The sequence below is a fragment of the Variovorax paradoxus EPS genome, assembly GCF_000184745.1.
In the GTDB taxonomy this organism is placed as follows: Bacteria; Pseudomonadota; Gammaproteobacteria; order Burkholderiales; family Burkholderiaceae_C; genus Variovorax; species Variovorax paradoxus_C.
Genome location: NC_014931.1, coordinates 3,976,292 through 3,991,315, shown reverse-complemented (window position 1 = coordinate 3,991,315; position 15,024 = coordinate 3,976,292). Strand labels below are relative to the sequence as shown.

At 65.4% G+C, this 15,024-nt stretch carries 16 protein-coding genes; 13 read left to right on the top strand and 3 right to left on the bottom strand.

Annotated features, from left to right (window positions below; genetic code table 11):
- Positions 1-12: 12 nt before the first annotated feature.
- The 12 genes from hisS (at position 13) to VARPA_RS18420 (ending at position 11,893) form a co-directional block, all read left to right on the top strand.
- A complete protein-coding gene (gene hisS / locus VARPA_RS18475; RefSeq protein ID WP_013542112.1) occupies positions 13-1,323 on the top strand; it encodes a histidine--tRNA ligase in 1,311 nt (436 codons plus the stop codon).
- 6 nt (positions 1,324-1,329) lie between these two features.
- Positions 1,330-2,022, top strand: coding sequence for a YfgM family protein (locus VARPA_RS18470; protein WP_013542111.1), 693 nt, complete (start codon positions 1,330-1,332; stop codon positions 2,020-2,022).
- Positions 2,023-2,029: 7 nt separating this feature from the next.
- Complete coding sequence (gene bamB / locus VARPA_RS18465; protein ID WP_013542110.1) at positions 2,030-3,172, top strand: outer membrane protein assembly factor BamB; 1,143 nt, start codon at positions 2,030-2,032, stop codon at positions 3,170-3,172.
- A gap of 60 nt (positions 3,173-3,232) precedes the next feature.
- Positions 3,233-4,576 (top strand): ribosome biogenesis GTPase Der, encoded by a 1,344-nt coding sequence (der, locus tag VARPA_RS18460; protein WP_013542109.1) that lies wholly within the window; start codon positions 3,233-3,235, stop codon positions 4,574-4,576.
- Between the two features lie 174 nt (positions 4,577-4,750).
- The gene (gene hfq, locus VARPA_RS18455; RefSeq protein WP_012747311.1) at positions 4,751-4,996 is read left to right on the top strand and encodes an RNA chaperone Hfq; all 246 of its coding nucleotides are present in this window, start codon (positions 4,751-4,753) and stop codon (positions 4,994-4,996) included.
- A 56-nt stretch (positions 4,997-5,052) separates the two neighbouring features.
- Positions 5,053-6,222 (top strand): GTPase HflX, encoded by a 1,170-nt coding sequence (gene hflX / locus VARPA_RS18450; protein ID WP_013542108.1) that lies wholly within the window; start codon positions 5,053-5,055, stop codon positions 6,220-6,222.
- A gap of 74 nt (positions 6,223-6,296) precedes the next feature.
- A complete protein-coding gene (hflK, locus tag VARPA_RS18445) occupies positions 6,297-7,670 on the top strand; it encodes an FtsH protease activity modulator HflK (RefSeq protein ID WP_013542107.1) in 1,374 nt (457 codons plus the stop codon).
- Between the two features lie 17 nt (positions 7,671-7,687).
- Positions 7,688-8,587 (top strand): protease modulator HflC, encoded by a 900-nt coding sequence (gene hflC / locus VARPA_RS18440; protein ID WP_013542106.1) that lies wholly within the window; start codon positions 7,688-7,690, stop codon positions 8,585-8,587.
- A 16-nt stretch (positions 8,588-8,603) separates the two neighbouring features.
- Positions 8,604-8,792: a DUF2065 domain-containing protein gene (locus VARPA_RS18435; protein WP_013542105.1), complete on the top strand. Its 189-nt coding sequence runs from the start codon at positions 8,604-8,606 to the stop codon at positions 8,790-8,792.
- A gap of 44 nt (positions 8,793-8,836) precedes the next feature.
- Positions 8,837-9,997 (top strand): ATP phosphoribosyltransferase regulatory subunit, encoded by a 1,161-nt coding sequence (locus tag VARPA_RS18430; RefSeq protein ID WP_013542104.1) that lies wholly within the window; start codon positions 8,837-8,839, stop codon positions 9,995-9,997.
- A gap of 22 nt (positions 9,998-10,019) precedes the next feature.
- The gene (locus VARPA_RS18425; protein ID WP_013542103.1) at positions 10,020-11,351 is read left to right on the top strand and encodes an adenylosuccinate synthase; all 1,332 of its coding nucleotides are present in this window, start codon (positions 10,020-10,022) and stop codon (positions 11,349-11,351) included.
- 17 nt (positions 11,352-11,368) lie between these two features.
- The gene (locus VARPA_RS18420) at positions 11,369-11,893 is read left to right on the top strand and encodes a phosphoribosyltransferase (protein ID WP_013542102.1); all 525 of its coding nucleotides are present in this window, start codon (positions 11,369-11,371) and stop codon (positions 11,891-11,893) included.
- An 11-nt stretch (positions 11,894-11,904) separates the two neighbouring features.
- Here VARPA_RS18420 and VARPA_RS18415 read toward each other — a convergent pair whose 3' ends face one another.
- From VARPA_RS18415 to VARPA_RS18405, 3 genes are all read right to left on the bottom strand, one after another.
- The gene (locus VARPA_RS18415; RefSeq protein ID WP_013542101.1) at positions 11,905-12,369 is read right to left on the bottom strand and encodes a VOC family protein; all 465 of its coding nucleotides are present in this window, start codon (positions 12,367-12,369) and stop codon (positions 11,905-11,907) included.
- Between the two features lie 62 nt (positions 12,370-12,431).
- Complete coding sequence (locus tag VARPA_RS18410) at positions 12,432-13,298, bottom strand: helix-turn-helix domain-containing protein (RefSeq protein ID WP_013542100.1); 867 nt, start codon at positions 13,296-13,298, stop codon at positions 12,432-12,434.
- Between the two features lie 65 nt (positions 13,299-13,363).
- Complete coding sequence (locus VARPA_RS18405; protein WP_013542099.1) at positions 13,364-13,705, bottom strand: DUF5713 family protein; 342 nt, start codon at positions 13,703-13,705, stop codon at positions 13,364-13,366.
- A 115-nt stretch (positions 13,706-13,820) separates the two neighbouring features.
- Between VARPA_RS18405 and VARPA_RS18400 the strand changes: the two genes are divergently transcribed.
- Positions 13,821-15,014: a PLP-dependent transferase gene (locus VARPA_RS18400; protein ID WP_013542098.1), complete on the top strand. Its 1,194-nt coding sequence runs from the start codon at positions 13,821-13,823 to the stop codon at positions 15,012-15,014.
- Positions 15,015-15,024: the final 10 nt, after the last annotated feature.

Here is a 15,024-nt window from a genome sequence, read left to right as displayed (position 1 = left end):
CTCCGCAGACTCATGGCTGAAAAATTGAATGCCGTCAAAGGCATGAACGACATATTGCCGCCCGAATCGGCGCGCTGGGAGTGGCTCGAGGCCACCGTGCGCGAGCAGATGGGCCGCTTCGCCTATCGCAACGTGCGCACGCCGATCCTCGAGCACACCGCGCTGTTTGTGCGCGGTATTGGCGAGGTCACGGACATCGTCGAAAAAGAGATGTACGCCTTCGAGGACCGCTCGGACAAGCACGGCCAAGCCGAGCACCTCGCGATGCGTCCGGAAAACACCGCCGGCCTCGTGCGCGCAGTGATCGAGCACAACATGCTCTACGACGGTCCCCGGCGCCTTTGGTACACGGGGCCGATGTTTCGCCGCGAGAAGCCGCAGCGCGGGCGCTATCGCCAGTTCCACCAGATTGGCGCCGAGGCGCTCGGCTTTGCCGGCCCCGATGTCGATGCAGAGTTGATCCTGCTGGCCAGCGCGCTCTGGAAGGCCATCGGCCTGACCGATGTGCGGCTCGAACTCAACAGTCTGGGCCAGCCCGCCGAGCGCGCGCTGCATCGTGCTCAGCTCATCGCCCACTTCGAGCAGCATGCCGACAAACTCGACGAAGACGGCAAGCGCCGCCTGCACAGCAACCCGCTGCGCATCCTCGATACCAAGAACCCGGCCATGAAGGACGTGGTCGAGTCGGCACCCAAGCTGAGCGAGTTCCTCGGTGCCGAATCGCGCGCGCACTTCGAGGGGCTGCAGGCGATCCTCCAGGCCAACGGCATCACCTACACGATCAACCCGCGTCTCGTGCGCGGTCTCGACTACTACAACCTCACGGTGTTCGAGTTCGTTACCGATCGCCTCGGCGCGCAAGGCACTGTCTGCGGCGGCGGCCGTTACGACGGCCTGATCGAGCAGATCGGCGGCAAGCCTGCACCGGCCGTGGGCTGGGCCATGGGCGTGGAGCGCGTCCTCGACTTGCTGAAAGAGCAGGGCGCAGACATTCCCGTACCGGCTCCCGATGCCTACGCCGTCGTGCCCGACGCGGGCGCCATGCCGCTGGTGCTGCGTACGCTGCAGCAGTTGCGCGAAGCCGGCGTGCGCGTGCAGATGCACGGCGCCACGGCCGAGGGCTTGGCAAGCTTCAAGTCGCAGATGAAAAAGGCCGACAACAGCGGCGCCACCTACGCCCTGATCTTCGGCGCCGATGAACTTGCACGCGGCGAAGTGACTCTCAAGTCTCTGCGCGACGGCAGCGGCGCGCAAATCGCCCGGCCGCTCGCCGAGGTGGCCACCTGGGCCGCCACCCTACAATCCCCGGCTCCCAACACCTGACAGCGCATGGCAACCCATCTCGATCTCGAAGAACAGGAACAGCTCGACCAGCTCAAGCATTTCTGGAACACCTACGGCACCCTGATTACCTGGGTCGTGCTGCTTGTCGCTGGCGCCTTCGTGGCCTGGAACGGCTGGCAGTACTTCCAGCGCAACAAGGCAGCCCAGGCCGCGGCTCTTTACGACGAGGTCGAGCGCAGCACGCAGTCCGGCGACGTCGAGCGCATCCAGCGCGTGCTGGGCGACATGAAGGAGCGCTTTGCCGGCACCGCTTATGCGCAGCAGGCGGGCCTCCTGGCTGCCAAGACGCTGTACGAAAAGGGCAAGGTCGAGGAATCGCGTGCAGCACTGGGTTGGGTGGCGCAGAGCGCCGTCGATCCGGGCTACCAGGCCATCGCAAAGCTGCGGCTCGCGGCCGAACTGCTCGACGGCAAGTCGTACGACGAAGCCTTGAAGCAACTCGACGGCAATGTGCCCAAGGAGTTCGAACCGCTGGTGGCCGACCGCAAGGGCGACATCTACATGGCGCAGGGCAAGCGCGACGAGGCGCAGCAGGAATACCGCAAGGCTTGGACGGGTCTCGGCGCAACCTCCGACTACCGCCGCCTGGTCGAGATCAAGCTGAACGCGGTCGGTGTCGACCCGAAGAGCCTGGCGCCAACCATCACTGTCACACCCGCAGCCCCCAAAAACTCCTGACCGCATCATGAATCTCAAGCGTCTCATGCCTGAATCGGGCGCCCTGCGCGCAGGTTCCGCTCTTGTTTTGGTAGCGCTGTTGGCCGCCTGTTCGGGCTCCGGCAAGCCGAAGCCGGCCGAGCTGCCCGCCAACCCCGCCACGCTCGGCGTGCGTCAGGCCTGGAGCGTGAAGATCCCGGAAGTGAGCTTCCCGCTCACCACCGACGTCAGCGGCGACATCGTGACGGTGGCCGGCAACGACGGCACCGTCGTGGCCATCGACGCCCGTGCCGGCCGTGAAACCTGGCGTGCGAGCGCCGGCGCCACATTGGCGGCAGGCGTCGGCAGCGACGGCACGATGGCCGCGGTCGTCACCACCAACAACGAACTCGTTGCCATCGAAGGCGGCAAGGTCCTGTGGAAGCAGAAGCTGGCGGCCCAGGCCTTCACCGCACCGCTGGTCGCAGGCCGCCGTGTGTTCGTGCAGACCGCCGACCGCAGCATCAGCGCCTGGGACGGCCAGAGCGGCCGCCGCCTCTGGCTGCAGCAACGCCCCAGTGAAAACCTGGTGCTGCGCAAGTCGGGCGTGCTGATTGCCGTGGGCGATACCCTGATCGCGGGCATCGGCGGCCGGCTGGTCGGCATCAACCCGGCCAATGGCACCTCGCGCTGGGAGTCGCCCATTGCGGCGCCGCGCGGCACCAACGACGTGGAGCGCCTGGTCGACCTGACCGGCAGCGTGAGCCGCTTCGGTGACAGCATTTGCGCGCGGGCCTACTACGCCAGCGTCGGTTGCGTCGAGACACAGCGCGGTACGCTGGTCTGGAGCAAACCGGCCTCGGGCGCGGACGGCGTCTCCGGTGACGAAGGCTTTGTCTACGGTACTGAATCCGACGGCAGCGTCACGGCCTGGCGCCGCGGCGACGGCGAACGCGCCTGGCAAATGACCCGCTTCAAGAACCGTGTGCTGACCTCGCCGCTCGCGGTGGGGCGCTCGCTGATCATCGGCGAGGACACCGGCTCGCTGCATTTCGTCTCGCGAGAAGACGGCGCGCTGCTCAATCGTGTCACGCCCGATGGCTCCGCCATCACCGTTGCGCCGGTCCTGGCCGGCAACACGGTCGTGGTCGTGACTGCCAAGGGCGGCGTGTTTGGCTATCGCCCTGACTAATCTTTTCTTTTCCCACTCTCAAGGCCCGACCATGAAAACCGCGCCATCGAAAGGCCGGCCATGAAGCCGGTCGTGGCCCTGGTCGGCCGTCCCAACGTCGGCAAGTCGACGCTCTTCAACCGCCTGACCCAGACGCGCGACGCCATCGTCGCCGACTACGCCGGCCTCACGCGCGACCGCCACTACGGCAACGGCCGCCTGGGCAAGCACGAGTTCATCGTGATCGACACCGGCGGCTTCGAGCCCGATGCCGGCAGCGGCATCTACAAGGAAATGGCCAAGCAGACGCGGCAGGCCGTGGCCGAGGCCGACGTCGTGATCTTCGTGGTCGATGCCCGCGAAGGCCTCTCGGCACAAGACCACGACATCGCCAACGAGCTGCGCCGGCTGGGCAAGCCCTGCGTGCTGGCGGCCAACAAGGCCGAAGGCATGCACGACGGCACCAAGCTGGTCGACTTCTACGAACTTGGCTTTGGCGATGTGCACGGTGTGTCCGCTGCACACGGACAGGGCATGCGCGATCTGGTCGAGCTGGCCCTCGAGCCGCTGAACCTGCCTGATCCGGACGATGAGACGGACGAAGACGACGTCAACAAGCCCATCAAGCTGGCGGTAGCTGGCCGGCCCAATGTCGGCAAGTCCACGCTCATCAACACCTGGCTCGGTGAAGAACGTCTGGTGGCCTTCGATATGCCGGGCACCACGCGCGACGCCATCTCGGTGCCGTTCGAGCGCAATGGCCAGCGCTTCGAGCTGATCGACACCGCGGGGCTGCGCCGCAAGGGCAAGGTGTTCGAGGCGATCGAGAAGTTCTCGGTGGTCAAGACGCTGCAGGCCATCGAGTCGGCCAATGTCGTGCTGTTGCTGCTCGACGCCACACAAGGCGTGACTGACCAGGACGCGCACATTGCCGGCTACATCCTTGAGAGCGGCCGCGCGGTGGTGATCGCCATCAACAAATGGGATGCCGTCGACAGCTATCAGCGCGAGCAGATCCAGCGGCAAATCGAGACCCGGTTGCCGTTCCTGAAGTTCGCGTCATTGCATTTCATCTCGGCCATCAAGCGCCAGGGGCTCGGTCCGGTGTGGCAGGCGATTGCGCAGGCGCACAAATCGGCCACCCGCAAGATGTCGACGCCGGTGCTGACCCGGTTGTTGCTGGAGGCGGTGCAATTCCAGGCGCCCCAGCGCGGCGGCATGTTCCGGCCCAAGCTGCGCTATGCGCACCAGGGCGGCATGAATCCGCCGGTGATCATCATCCACGGCAATTCGCTGGAGCACGTGACCGACGCGTACAAGCGATTCCTGGAAGGGCGCTTCCGCAAGGAATTCGACCTGGTTGGCACGCCCTTGCGGATCCAGTTCAAGAGTTCACAGAATCCCTTTGCGGACAAGGACAGCTGAATTAAGTTTGGGGCGCTTGGCCGCCGATGGCGGCCGATGAGTTGCAGCTGGAATGGAAGTTCCGTCTTTTGAGAGCCGTTATTTTCTCAAGGCTTTTGGCTCCTATTGCTGCAGCGCAGAAACCCTGTGTTAAGGTCATCTCTCCAACAACTACTCTTGAACACGGAGAATATCGTGAGCAATAAAGGGCAACTTCTGCAAGACCCGTTTCTGAACACCCTGCGTCGCGAGCATGTGCCGGTTTCCATTTATTTGGTGAACGGCATCAAGCTGCAGGGCCAGATCGAGTCTTTTGACCAATACGTCGTGTTGCTCCGCAACACAGTGACGCAAATGGTCTACAAGCACGCCATTTCCACCATCGTGCCGGGTCGTGCCGTCAACTTCTCGGCTGCCGAGAACGACGACGCCGCAGCCTGATCGCGCGGAGCGCGACGGAGCCCCCTCCGTCGCGCTTTTTCATTTTCTGATTCCGCTTGTCTGAACTGATCCACCGCCAGGAAGGCGCCGCCGTTCTCGTCGGCGTCGACTTTGGGCTGCCCCATTTCGACAGCGAACTCGAGGAACTCGGCCTGCTCGCGCAGACTGCGGGCCTCACGCCTGTCGCCCGACTCACCTGCAAACGCAAGGCGCCCGATGCGGCCCTGTTCGTTGGCAGCGGCAAGGCCGACGAGATCAAAGAACTCGCCGCCATGCACCAGGCGAGCGAGGTCATCTTCGACCAGTCCTTGAGCCCGGCGCAGCAGCGCAACCTCGAGCGCCAGCTCGACATCGCTGTCTACGACCGCACTTTCCTCATTCTCGAAATCTTCGCCCAGCGCGCGCGTTCGCATGAGGGCAAGCTGCAGGTAGAGCTCGCTCGCCTGCAGTACCTCAGCACGCGGCTGGTTCGCCGATGGTCCCATCTGGAGCGCCAGACCGGCGGTGCAGGCGTGCGCGGCGGCCCGGGCGAGAAGCAGATCGAGCTCGACCGCCGCATGATCAGCGAGTCGATCAAGCGCACGCGCGAGCGTCTGGCCAAGGTGCAGAAGCAGCGCGGCACGCAGCGTCGGCAGCGCGAACGGCGCGAGACCTTCAACATTTCGCTCGTTGGCTACACCAACGCGGGCAAGTCTTCGCTCTTCAATGCGCTCGTCAAGGCGCGCGCTTACGCAGCCGACCAGCTCTTCGCGACGCTCGATACCACCACCCGCAACCTCTATCTCGGCGATGCGAAGCGCCAAGTGTCGATCTCCGACACCGTCGGATTCATCCGCGACCTGCCGCACGGCCTCGTCGACGCGTTCAAGGCCACATTGCAGGAGGCGGTCGATGCCGATCTGCTGCTGCACGTGATCGACGCCTCCAACCCCCATTACCCCGAGCAGATGGCCGAGGTGCAAAGCGTCCTGCGCGAGATCGGCGCTGACACCGTTCCGCAACTGTTGGTATTCAACAAGCTCGACGCTCTTGAAAGTGCGCAACGTCCACTGCATCTGCAGGACGAGATGGAAATCGATGGAGTTCAGGTTCCCCGCATCTTCCTCAGTGCCAAAAGCGGCGAGGGCGTGCCGTTGCTGCGCGCCGAGCTGGCTCGGCTGTCGGGCTCCGTAGCCGATACGATGACCCCTGCGGACGACACTGAATTGCACGATGCTGCCCTTTGATTGGGCACAATCCCGCCACTGACAAGAGAACGAAGCGAATGAATGCAAAGCCAGCGTGGAGAGGGTTTCTGGGCATGTTCAATCTGAACGATGGCCGATGGGGTCGCGGCGACGAGCCGTCGTCCTCCAACGGCGACCGCCCAGCCGGCAACCGGCCCCCCGATGCCGATCCTCCGGGCGCACCGACGCCCCCGCCTTCGGGCAACAACAATAACAACGGCAACCGCCCCCGCGGCCAAGGTCCCAACCAGGGTCCGCCTGACCTCGATGAACTCTGGCGCGACCTCAATCGCAAGCTCGGCGGTTTCTTCGGTGGCGGCAAAGGCGGCGGAAACCGTCCCAACGGCAACAACAGCGGCGGTGGCGGCAACGGCTACAGACCCGATATGAAAAACGCAGGATTCGGCCTCGGCCTGGTGGCTGCCGTGGCGGTCCTGATCTGGCTCGGCACCGGCTTCTTCATCGTGAACGAAGGCCAGCAGGCCGTTGTCACGCAGTTTGGCCGCTATAAGTCGACGGTGAACGCCGGCTTCAATTGGCGTCTGCCATATCCGATTCAGCGCCACGAGGTGGTGGTGACCACGCAGATCCGTTCCACCGACGTGGGCCGCGACGCCATCGTGCGTTCCACGGGCCTGCGCGAATCGGCCATGCTGACCGAAGACGAGAACATCGTCGAGATCAAGTTCGCCGTGCAGTACCGCCTGAGCAATGCACAGGCCTGGCTCTACGAGAGCAAGTCGCCGGCTGAAACCATCGTGCAGGTGGCCGAGAGCTCCGTGCGCGAAGTGGTCGGCAAGATGAAGATGGATGCGGCACTGGCCGAAGAGCGCGATCAGATCGCCCCGCGCGTGCGGCAATTGATGCAAACCATCCTCGACCGCTACAAGATTGGCGTTGAAGTGGTCGGCATCAACCTGCAACAGGGTGGTGTGCGTCCTCCCGAGCAGGTGCAGGCCGCGTTCGACGACGTGCTCAAGGCTGGCCAGGAGCGCGAACGCACCAAGAACGATGCGCAGGCCTACGCCAACCAGGTCGTGCCGCTTGCCTCCGGTACATCCTCGCGCCTCAAGGAAGAGTCCGAAGCCTACAAGGCACGCATCGTGGCCCAGGCACAAGGTGACGCCGGCCGCTTCAGCGCGGTGCTGGCGGAGTACCAGAAGGCACCGCAGGTCACCCGCGACCGCATGTACACCGACGCCATGCAGCAGATCTACGCCAGCACGACCAAGGTGCTGGTCGACACCAAGCAAGGCTCCAATCTGTTGTACTTGCCGCTGGACAAGCTCATGCAGATGAGCGGCAACAACGCCGCAACGCCCGTCGATGCTGCCAGCCCGAGCGTGGCTGGCACCGCACCGGCCCAGTCGTCGGTGATCCCGGTGGCCCCGCCCACGGGCGAGAGCCGTGGACGCGACGGCCGTTCGCGTGAACGTGACGTGCGTTGATAAAGGCCTAGAAGAACATGAACAGAATCGGATTCATCGCCTCGTCGATCCTTGTCTTGCTCGTGCTGCTGAGCTCGACCCTCTTCGTGGTCGACCAGCGCCAGTTCGGCGTGGTCTATGCCCTTGGCCAAATCAAGAGCGTCATCACCGAGCCCGGCCTCAACTTCAAGTTGCCGCCGCCGTTCCAGAACGTGTCGTACATCGACAAGCGCCTCCTGACGCTGTCGAGCATCGACACCGAGCCCATGCTCACGGCTGAAAAGCAGCGCGTGGTGATCGACTGGTATGTGCGCTGGCGCATCAGCGACCCGCAGGCCTACATCCGGAACGTCGGCCTCGACGAGAACGCGGGTGCCATGCAGTTGAACCGCGTCGTGCGCAATGCGTTCCAGGAAAACATCAACAAGCGCACCGTGCGCGACTTGATCTCGGTCCGTCGCGAGGCCTTGATGGCCGACGTGCAGCGCGAAGTGCTGGCTGTGGTGAAGGGCAGCAAGCCCTGGGGCGTCGACGTGGTCGACGTGCGGATCACCCGCGTGGACTATGTGGAAGCGATCACCGAATCGGTCTATCGCCGCATGGAAGCCGAACGCAAGCGCGTGGCCAACGAACTGCGCTCGACCGGTACGGCCGAAGGCGAAAAGATTCGCGCCGATGCCGATCGCCAGCGTGAAGTGATTGTGGCAAACGCCTATCGCGACGCCCAGAAGATCAAGGGCGAGGGCGATGCCCAGGCCGCCAGCGCCTACAGCGAGGCCTTCGGCCGCGACCCGCAGTTCGCCCAGTTCTATCGCAGCCTCGAAGCCTACAAGCAGAGCTTCAACAAGAAGAGCGACGTGCTGGTGGTTGACCCGTCGTCCGACTTCTTCCGTGCCATGCAGGGCTCCGGCTCCGCGGGCAACGCACCCCGCCGCTGATCCGTTTCAGGGTTCAGTGAGCGCCGAGACCTTCTGGAGCGCGTTGGCGCTCGTCCTGGTGATCGAAGGCATCCTGCCCTTCGTGTCGCCGGGAGGGTGGCGGCGCGGCTTCGGGCAACTGATGCAGTTGCGCGACGGGCAGCTTCGATTCTTCGGTCTTTGCAGCATCTTGCTGGGCTTGGTACTACTTTGGGTTTTGGCGTAGCGCGGTCCCGGTAGAATCCCGGTTTAACCACGCCCCCGATCCCCATGTCCGCCTGGGTCCTCCCGGATCACATTGCCGATGTGCTGCCTTCCGAGGCGCGCCACATCGAAGAACTTCGACGCCAGCTGCTCGATACCGCCCGTGGCTATGGCTACGAGCTGGTGATGCCGCCGCTGCTCGAGCACCTCGAGTCGCTGCTTTCCGGCACCGGCGAGGCGCTCGACCTTCAAACCTTCAAGCTCGTCGACCAGCTATCCGGCCGCAGCATGGGCCTTCGTGCCGATACCACCCCCCAGGTGGCGCGCATCGATGCCCACCTGCTGAACCGCGACGGCGTGGCCCGGCTTTGCTACTGCGGCCCGGTGCTTCACACCCGGCCTGATCGCCCGCATGCAACGCGCGAGCCGCTGCAGTTCGGGGCCGAGATCTACGGCCACGCCGGCCTCGAAGCCGACACCGAAACGCTCCTGCTCGCACTCGACTGCCTCGATGCCGCGGGCCTCCGCGACGGCGTGATCGTCGACCTGGCCGATGCCCGCATCGTGCGTGCGCTGTTTGCCGGCGTGCCGGTCGATGCCGCCGCGCTCGCCCGCGTGCATGCCGCGCTGGCTGCCAAGGATGCGAGCGAACTGCACCTGCTCACCAAGGATTTCCCGGCAGCGTCACGCGACGGGCTGCGCGCGCTGGTCCAGTTGTACGGCGACGCGTCGGTGCTCGATGAGGCCGCCAAAGCCCTGAAGGGCACGCCGGCCGTCAGCGCTGCGCTGGCCGACCTGAAGCAGCTCGCCGCTGGCCTGAACGGCTCGGCCGGACGCCAGATCAGCTTCGACTTGGCCGACCTGCGCGGTTACGCCTACTACAGCGGCATGCGCTTCGGCATCTACGTGCCGGGTGCCGCCGATTCGCTGGTGCGCGGCGGCCGCTACGACGAGGTGGGCGCCGTGTTCGGCCGCAACCGCCCGGCCGTCGGCTTCAGCCTCGATGTGCGCGAACTGGTCGGCGTGCTGCCGGCGCGCCCGCTGCGCGCCGCCATCCGCGCGCCCTGGAGCGATGCGGCGGGGCTGCGCCAGGCCATCGCCCAACTGCGCAAGGCCGGTGAAACGGTTGTCTGTGTGCTGCCGGGACACGGCAGCGAAATCGATGAATTCCATTGCGACCGCGAGCTCGTCGAGCAAGCTGGCCAGTGGAATGTCCGAGCGATCTGAATTTTTAAGCAATGGAACGAGCATGAGCGTAACCACCGGAAGAAACGTGGTCGTCGTCGGCACCCAGTGGGGCGATGAAGGCAAGGGCAAGCTGGTCGATTGGCTGACGGAAAGCGCCCAGGGCGTGGTCCGTTTCCAGGGCGGCCACAACGCGGGCCACACGCTGGTCATCAACGGCGTGAAGACGGCGTTGCACCTGATCCCGAGCGGCATCATGCGGCCCGGCGTCAAGTGCTACATCGGCAACGGCGTGGTGCTGTCGGCGGCCAAGCTTTTCGAAGAAATCGAAGGTCTGGAGAAAGCCGGCGTCGAAGTGCGCTCGCGCCTGCGCATCAGCGAGGCCTGCCCGCTGATCCTGCCGTTCCATGCCGCGCTGGACATCGCGCGGGAGGCCTACCGCGAAAAGGGCGGCGTCGAGAAGATCGGCACCACCGGCCGCGGCATCGGCCCGGCGTACGAAGACAAGATCGCCCGCCGCGCGCTGCGCGTGCAGGACCTGAAGCACCCCGAGCGCTTCGCTGCCAAGCTGCGCGTGCTGCTCGACCTGCACAACCATGTGCTCACGCAGGTGCTGGGCGCACCGGCCGTCGATTTCGACACCGTGTTCGACGAAGCCATGCGCCACGCCGTGCTGCTCAAGCCGATGATGGCCGACGTCTCGCGCGAGCTGAACGACGCCCACAAGGCCGGCGCCAACCTGCTGTTCGAAGGCGCGCAGGGCACGCTGCTCGACGTGGACCACGGCACCTACCCGTATGTCACCTCCAGCAACTGCGTGGCCGGCAACGCCGCCGCCGGTTCGGGCGTCGGCCCGGGCATGCTGCACTACATCCTGGGCATCACGAAGGCCTACTGCACGCGCGTCGGCGGCGGTCCGTTCCCGACCGAACTCGACTGGGCCACGCCCGGCACGCCCGGCTATCACATGAGCACCGTGGGCGCCGAGAAAGGCGTGACCACCGGCCGCAGCCGCCGTTGCGGCTGGTTCGACGCCGCACTGCTCAAGCGCTCGGCGCAGGTCAATGGCCTGTCGGGCCTGTGCATCACCAAGCTGGACGTGCTGGACGGCCTCGAGAAGCTCGAGCTGTGCACCGGCTATGAACTCGACGGCGAAACCACCGACATCCTGCCAATGGGTGCCGACGAAATCGAACGCTGCACGCCGATCTACGAAACCCTCGAAGGCTGGACCGAGAGCACCGTGGGCGTCACGCAGTACGACAAGCTGCCGGTCAATGCGCGCCTCTATCTGCAGCGCATCGAGCAGATCACGGGTGTGCCGATCCACATGGTGTCGACCAGCCCGGATCGCGACCACACGATCATGATGCGTCACCCCTACCTCGCAGACTGAACAGGAACGAACAGACCATGTTGACCGAAGACGGCAAGCATCTCTACGTCAGCTACGACGAGTACCACAATCTGATCGAGAAGCTCGCGATCAAGGTGCACCAGTCGGGCTGGGAGTTCGACACCATCCTGTGTCTCGCGCGCGGCGGCATGCGCCCGGGCGACGTGCTCTCGCGCATCTTCGACAAGCCGCTGGCGATCATGTCGACCAGCTCCTACCGCGCCGACGCCGGCACGGTGCAGGGCCACCTGGACATCGCCCGCTTCATCACCACCCCCAAGGGCGAGATCGCCGGCAAGGTGCTGCTGGTGGACGACCTGGCCGATTCGGGCCACACGCTGCATGCCGTGATGGACATGCTGCGCAACAACTACAAGCCGATCACCGAACTGCGCAGCGCGGTGATCTGGACCAAGGCGCTGTCGACCTTCACGCCCGACTACTCGGTCGAGTACCTGGCGACCAACCCCTGGATCCACCAGCCCTTCGAGGGCTATGACTCGCTCGGCGCAGAGAAGCTGCTCGAGAAGTGGTCGGTCTGATCAAGCCCTGATCAGGCCCCGCACGTTCCGTTGCCGGAAGTGAGCATTGCGGTGTAGCGCCGCTGCATCTCTTCCGGCGTCAGTTTTTCGATGCTGTGGCCCACGTTCCAGCGATGGCCGAAGGGGTCGCGAAAAACCCCTGAGCGCTCGCCGTAGAACTGGTCCTGTGGCGCCATGTCGAGCGTCGCGCCGGCCGCCACGGCCCGCGCCACCACCGCATCCGCATCGTCCACGTGCAAGTGCAGCGTCACTGCGCTGCCGCCCAGCGTCTTGGCGCTGCGGATGTTGAATTCGGCGAACTCGTCCGAGATCATCAGGATCGCGCCGTTGTGGAAGTCCAGCTCCGCGTGGCCGATGCGCCCGCTGGGCTCGGTGAGGCGGAAGATTTCCTTCACTTCAAAAACCTCGCAATAGAAGTCGATGGCCGCGCCGGCATCGTCGACGCAGAGGTATGGAAACAGTTCGTGGATCGCCATGAGGGTGCCTTTCGTAAGGGGGAAAGCAGTTGTCGTGGCGCCGATTCTGAGCCGGCGTGCCGTTAGCGTCTTGAACGAATTTGACCTGTTGACGTGCCCGTCGGCACGTGCCGCGGCGACGTGGCGCCGGTCCGCCGCCACGCCTGCGGCGACATGCCCGCCAGCGCGGAGAACTCGCGGCTCAGGTGCGCCTGGTCGCTGTAGCCGGCGGTGAGCGCGATCTCGGCCCAGCTTTGAGCGGGGTCGCCTGCCAAGGTCAGTGCGCGATCGAAACGCATCACGCGCGCGTACTCCTTGGGACTGAGGCCGATCGCGCCGCGAAAGAGCGCGATGAAGCGGCGATGGCTGTAGCCGCTGCGCGCTACCAGTCCGGTGATCGAGGGGTTCTCATCGGCCAGCGGCCCGAGTGTTGCGGCGATAGCCGGATGCAGGCCGCGCAGGCCGGCACCGAGCGCGTCGATGACACGCTGGGCGAGCAGCGCTTCGAAGACGTTCAGCTGCCTTTCGAGGTCGCCCGCCGCATGGACTTGTTCGAGCGCGGCATCTGTCTGCCGCGCGCCCCAGAGCGCGTCGAGCGGCGTGTGCTGGCTGGCCAATGCGTCCTCGGGCGCGCCGAGCAACGCGCGCGCGGCGCCGGGCTGAAGCTGCGCGCCGACAGAGCGTGTGGCCACCGAAACATCGCGCATGTAGGAGGCGGCGCGCGCGCCGCCGACGATCGCGTAGCCGCAGGTCTGGCCGCGCATGTCGTCGGCACTCCCGAACAGCTTCAGCGGCGGACCCGACAGTCGGAACACCAGGTGCATGCCGCCAGTAGGCAGCACGTGTTCGCGGGCGCCCGGCCGTTCAGTCGGCGCGCCTTCGGGTGCGGAGGCCCACAGCAGCTTGATGAATGGCTGCAGATGGGGAGGAGGGGGCCGCGTCAGCTGCACGCTGCGAACCCCGGTTGGAACAGGCTGTGGCCCATCGGGCGGATTGTGCGATGGCGCCGCCCCGCTTACCAGTCGCGCGTGGCGATCACGTCCTCGATGTCCACATCGACGAACCCATAGGCCCTGACGATGGTCTCGAAGTCCGCGCCAATGGCTTCGCGCGCGCCTGTTTCCAGTTCGCTGTCGTTCTCTTCGAATTCCTCGACCAGGTCGTTGAACCGATTCGTGGCGGCGTGCGTCAGCTTCAGCAGGCCGGCGTCGTCGGATGGTTTCTTGGCCTCGATCGCCTCGCAGAGTTCGACCAGGATCTGCTTGCACTTGTCCACCAGGAAGTCGGGAAAGTACGCGTCGCGGTACATGTCCTGAAGGAATGGGTGGTTCTGCAACTGCGGGTTCGTGATCGGCATCGACGGGCTCCTGGTGAGGGGTGTGCGGCGTGGTTCGCAAAAGCGCGAGGTCGCGAAGCCGCGAGTCTAGGGCGCCCGGTTTCCCCGCGTGTGACGGGCGCGCTAGCATCGGTACATGAGCAAGCCTTCGACGACCCTGATCCACCATCCCTACACCCCGCCGGCCACCTTCGCCGCGCCGCAGCCCGGCGTGTTCAAGGCATCGACCGTCTTCTTCGCCGACGTGGCCGCCATGCGCGCACGCGACTGGAAGACCAAGGCGGGCTACACCTACGGCCTGCACGGCACGCCGACCACGTTCACGCTCGAAGAGCGCCTGGCCACGCTAGAAGGCGGCACCGAATGCCTTCTGGTGCCCAGTGGACTGGCCGCCATTTCGCTGGTTTCGTTCGCGTTCCTGAAGACCGGCGACGAGGTGCTGATTCCCGACAACGCCTACGGCCCCAACAAGGCGCTGGCCACGGGCGAGCTTGCCAACTTCGGCATCACCCATCGCCTCTACGACGCGATGAACCCGGCCGACCTGGAGGCCAAGATCTCGCATCGCACGCGGCTGGTGTGGCTGGAGGCTGCGGGCTCGGTCACGATGGAATTTCCGAACCTGCCCGCACTCGTGGACGTCTGCCGCTCGCGCGGAGTGGTGACGGCGCTGGACAACACCTGGGGCGCCGGCCTGGCTTTCGCGCCCTTCGATTTCAACGGCACGGGGCAGGGCGTCGACATCTCGGTGCACGCGCTCACCAAGTACCCGAGCGGCGGCGGCGACGTGCTGATGGGCAGCGTGGTCACCAATGACGAGCGGCTGCACCGCGCGCTCAAGCTCTCGCACATGCGCATCGGCTTCGGCGCCGGCGTGGGCGATGTCGAGACCCTGCTGCGCTCGCTGCCGAGCATCGGCCTGCGCTATGCGGCGCACGATCGTGTGGCGCGCGAACTGGCCGGCTGGCTCAACGGCTGCGAGGAGATCGCGCAGGTGCTGCACCCCGCGCTGGAAGATTCGCCCGGCCACGCCAACTGGCGCGCACTGTGCGGCGCCACCGACCTGGCCGCGGGCCTGTTCTCGGTGGTGTTCGACGAGCGCTACAGCACCGAGCAGGTCGACCGTTTCTGCGACAGCCTGAAGCTCTTCCGCCTCGGCTATTCGTGGGGCGGCCCGATCAGTCTGGTGGTGCCCTACGACATCGGCCTGATGCGCGATGCGAGCGTGGCGCGCTGGCCCTACAAGGGCACGCTGGTGCGATTTTCGATCGGGCTGGAAGACGTCGACGACCTGCGAGCCGACCTGCAGCAGGCGCTGGGGCAGATGTAAGGCCTGCTGC

Coding starts and splice junctions, on each gene's coding strand:
- hisS (WP_013542112.1), top strand. CDS start 13: ATGGCTGAAAAATTGAATGCCGTCAAAGGCATGAACGACATATTGCCG.
- VARPA_RS18470 (WP_013542111.1), top strand. CDS start 1,330: ATGGCAACCCATCTCGATCTCGAAGAACAGGAACAGCTCGACCAGCTC.
- bamB (WP_013542110.1), top strand. CDS start 2,030: ATGAATCTCAAGCGTCTCATGCCTGAATCGGGCGCCCTGCGCGCAGGT.
- der (WP_013542109.1), top strand. CDS start 3,233: ATGAAGCCGGTCGTGGCCCTGGTCGGCCGTCCCAACGTCGGCAAGTCG.
- hflK (WP_013542107.1), top strand. CDS start 6,297: ATGTTCAATCTGAACGATGGCCGATGGGGTCGCGGCGACGAGCCGTCG.
- hflC (WP_013542106.1), top strand. CDS start 7,688: ATGAACAGAATCGGATTCATCGCCTCGTCGATCCTTGTCTTGCTCGTG.
- VARPA_RS18430 (WP_013542104.1), top strand. CDS start 8,837: ATGTCCGCCTGGGTCCTCCCGGATCACATTGCCGATGTGCTGCCTTCC.
- VARPA_RS18425 (WP_013542103.1), top strand. CDS start 10,020: ATGAGCGTAACCACCGGAAGAAACGTGGTCGTCGTCGGCACCCAGTGG.
- VARPA_RS18420 (WP_013542102.1), top strand. CDS start 11,369: ATGTTGACCGAAGACGGCAAGCATCTCTACGTCAGCTACGACGAGTAC.
- VARPA_RS18415 (WP_013542101.1), bottom strand. CDS start 12,369: ATGGCGATCCACGAACTGTTTCCATACCTCTGCGTCGACGATGCCGGC.
- VARPA_RS18405 (WP_013542099.1), bottom strand. CDS start 13,705: ATGCCGATCACGAACCCGCAGTTGCAGAACCACCCATTCCTTCAGGAC.
- VARPA_RS18400 (WP_013542098.1), top strand. CDS start 13,821: ATGAGCAAGCCTTCGACGACCCTGATCCACCATCCCTACACCCCGCCG.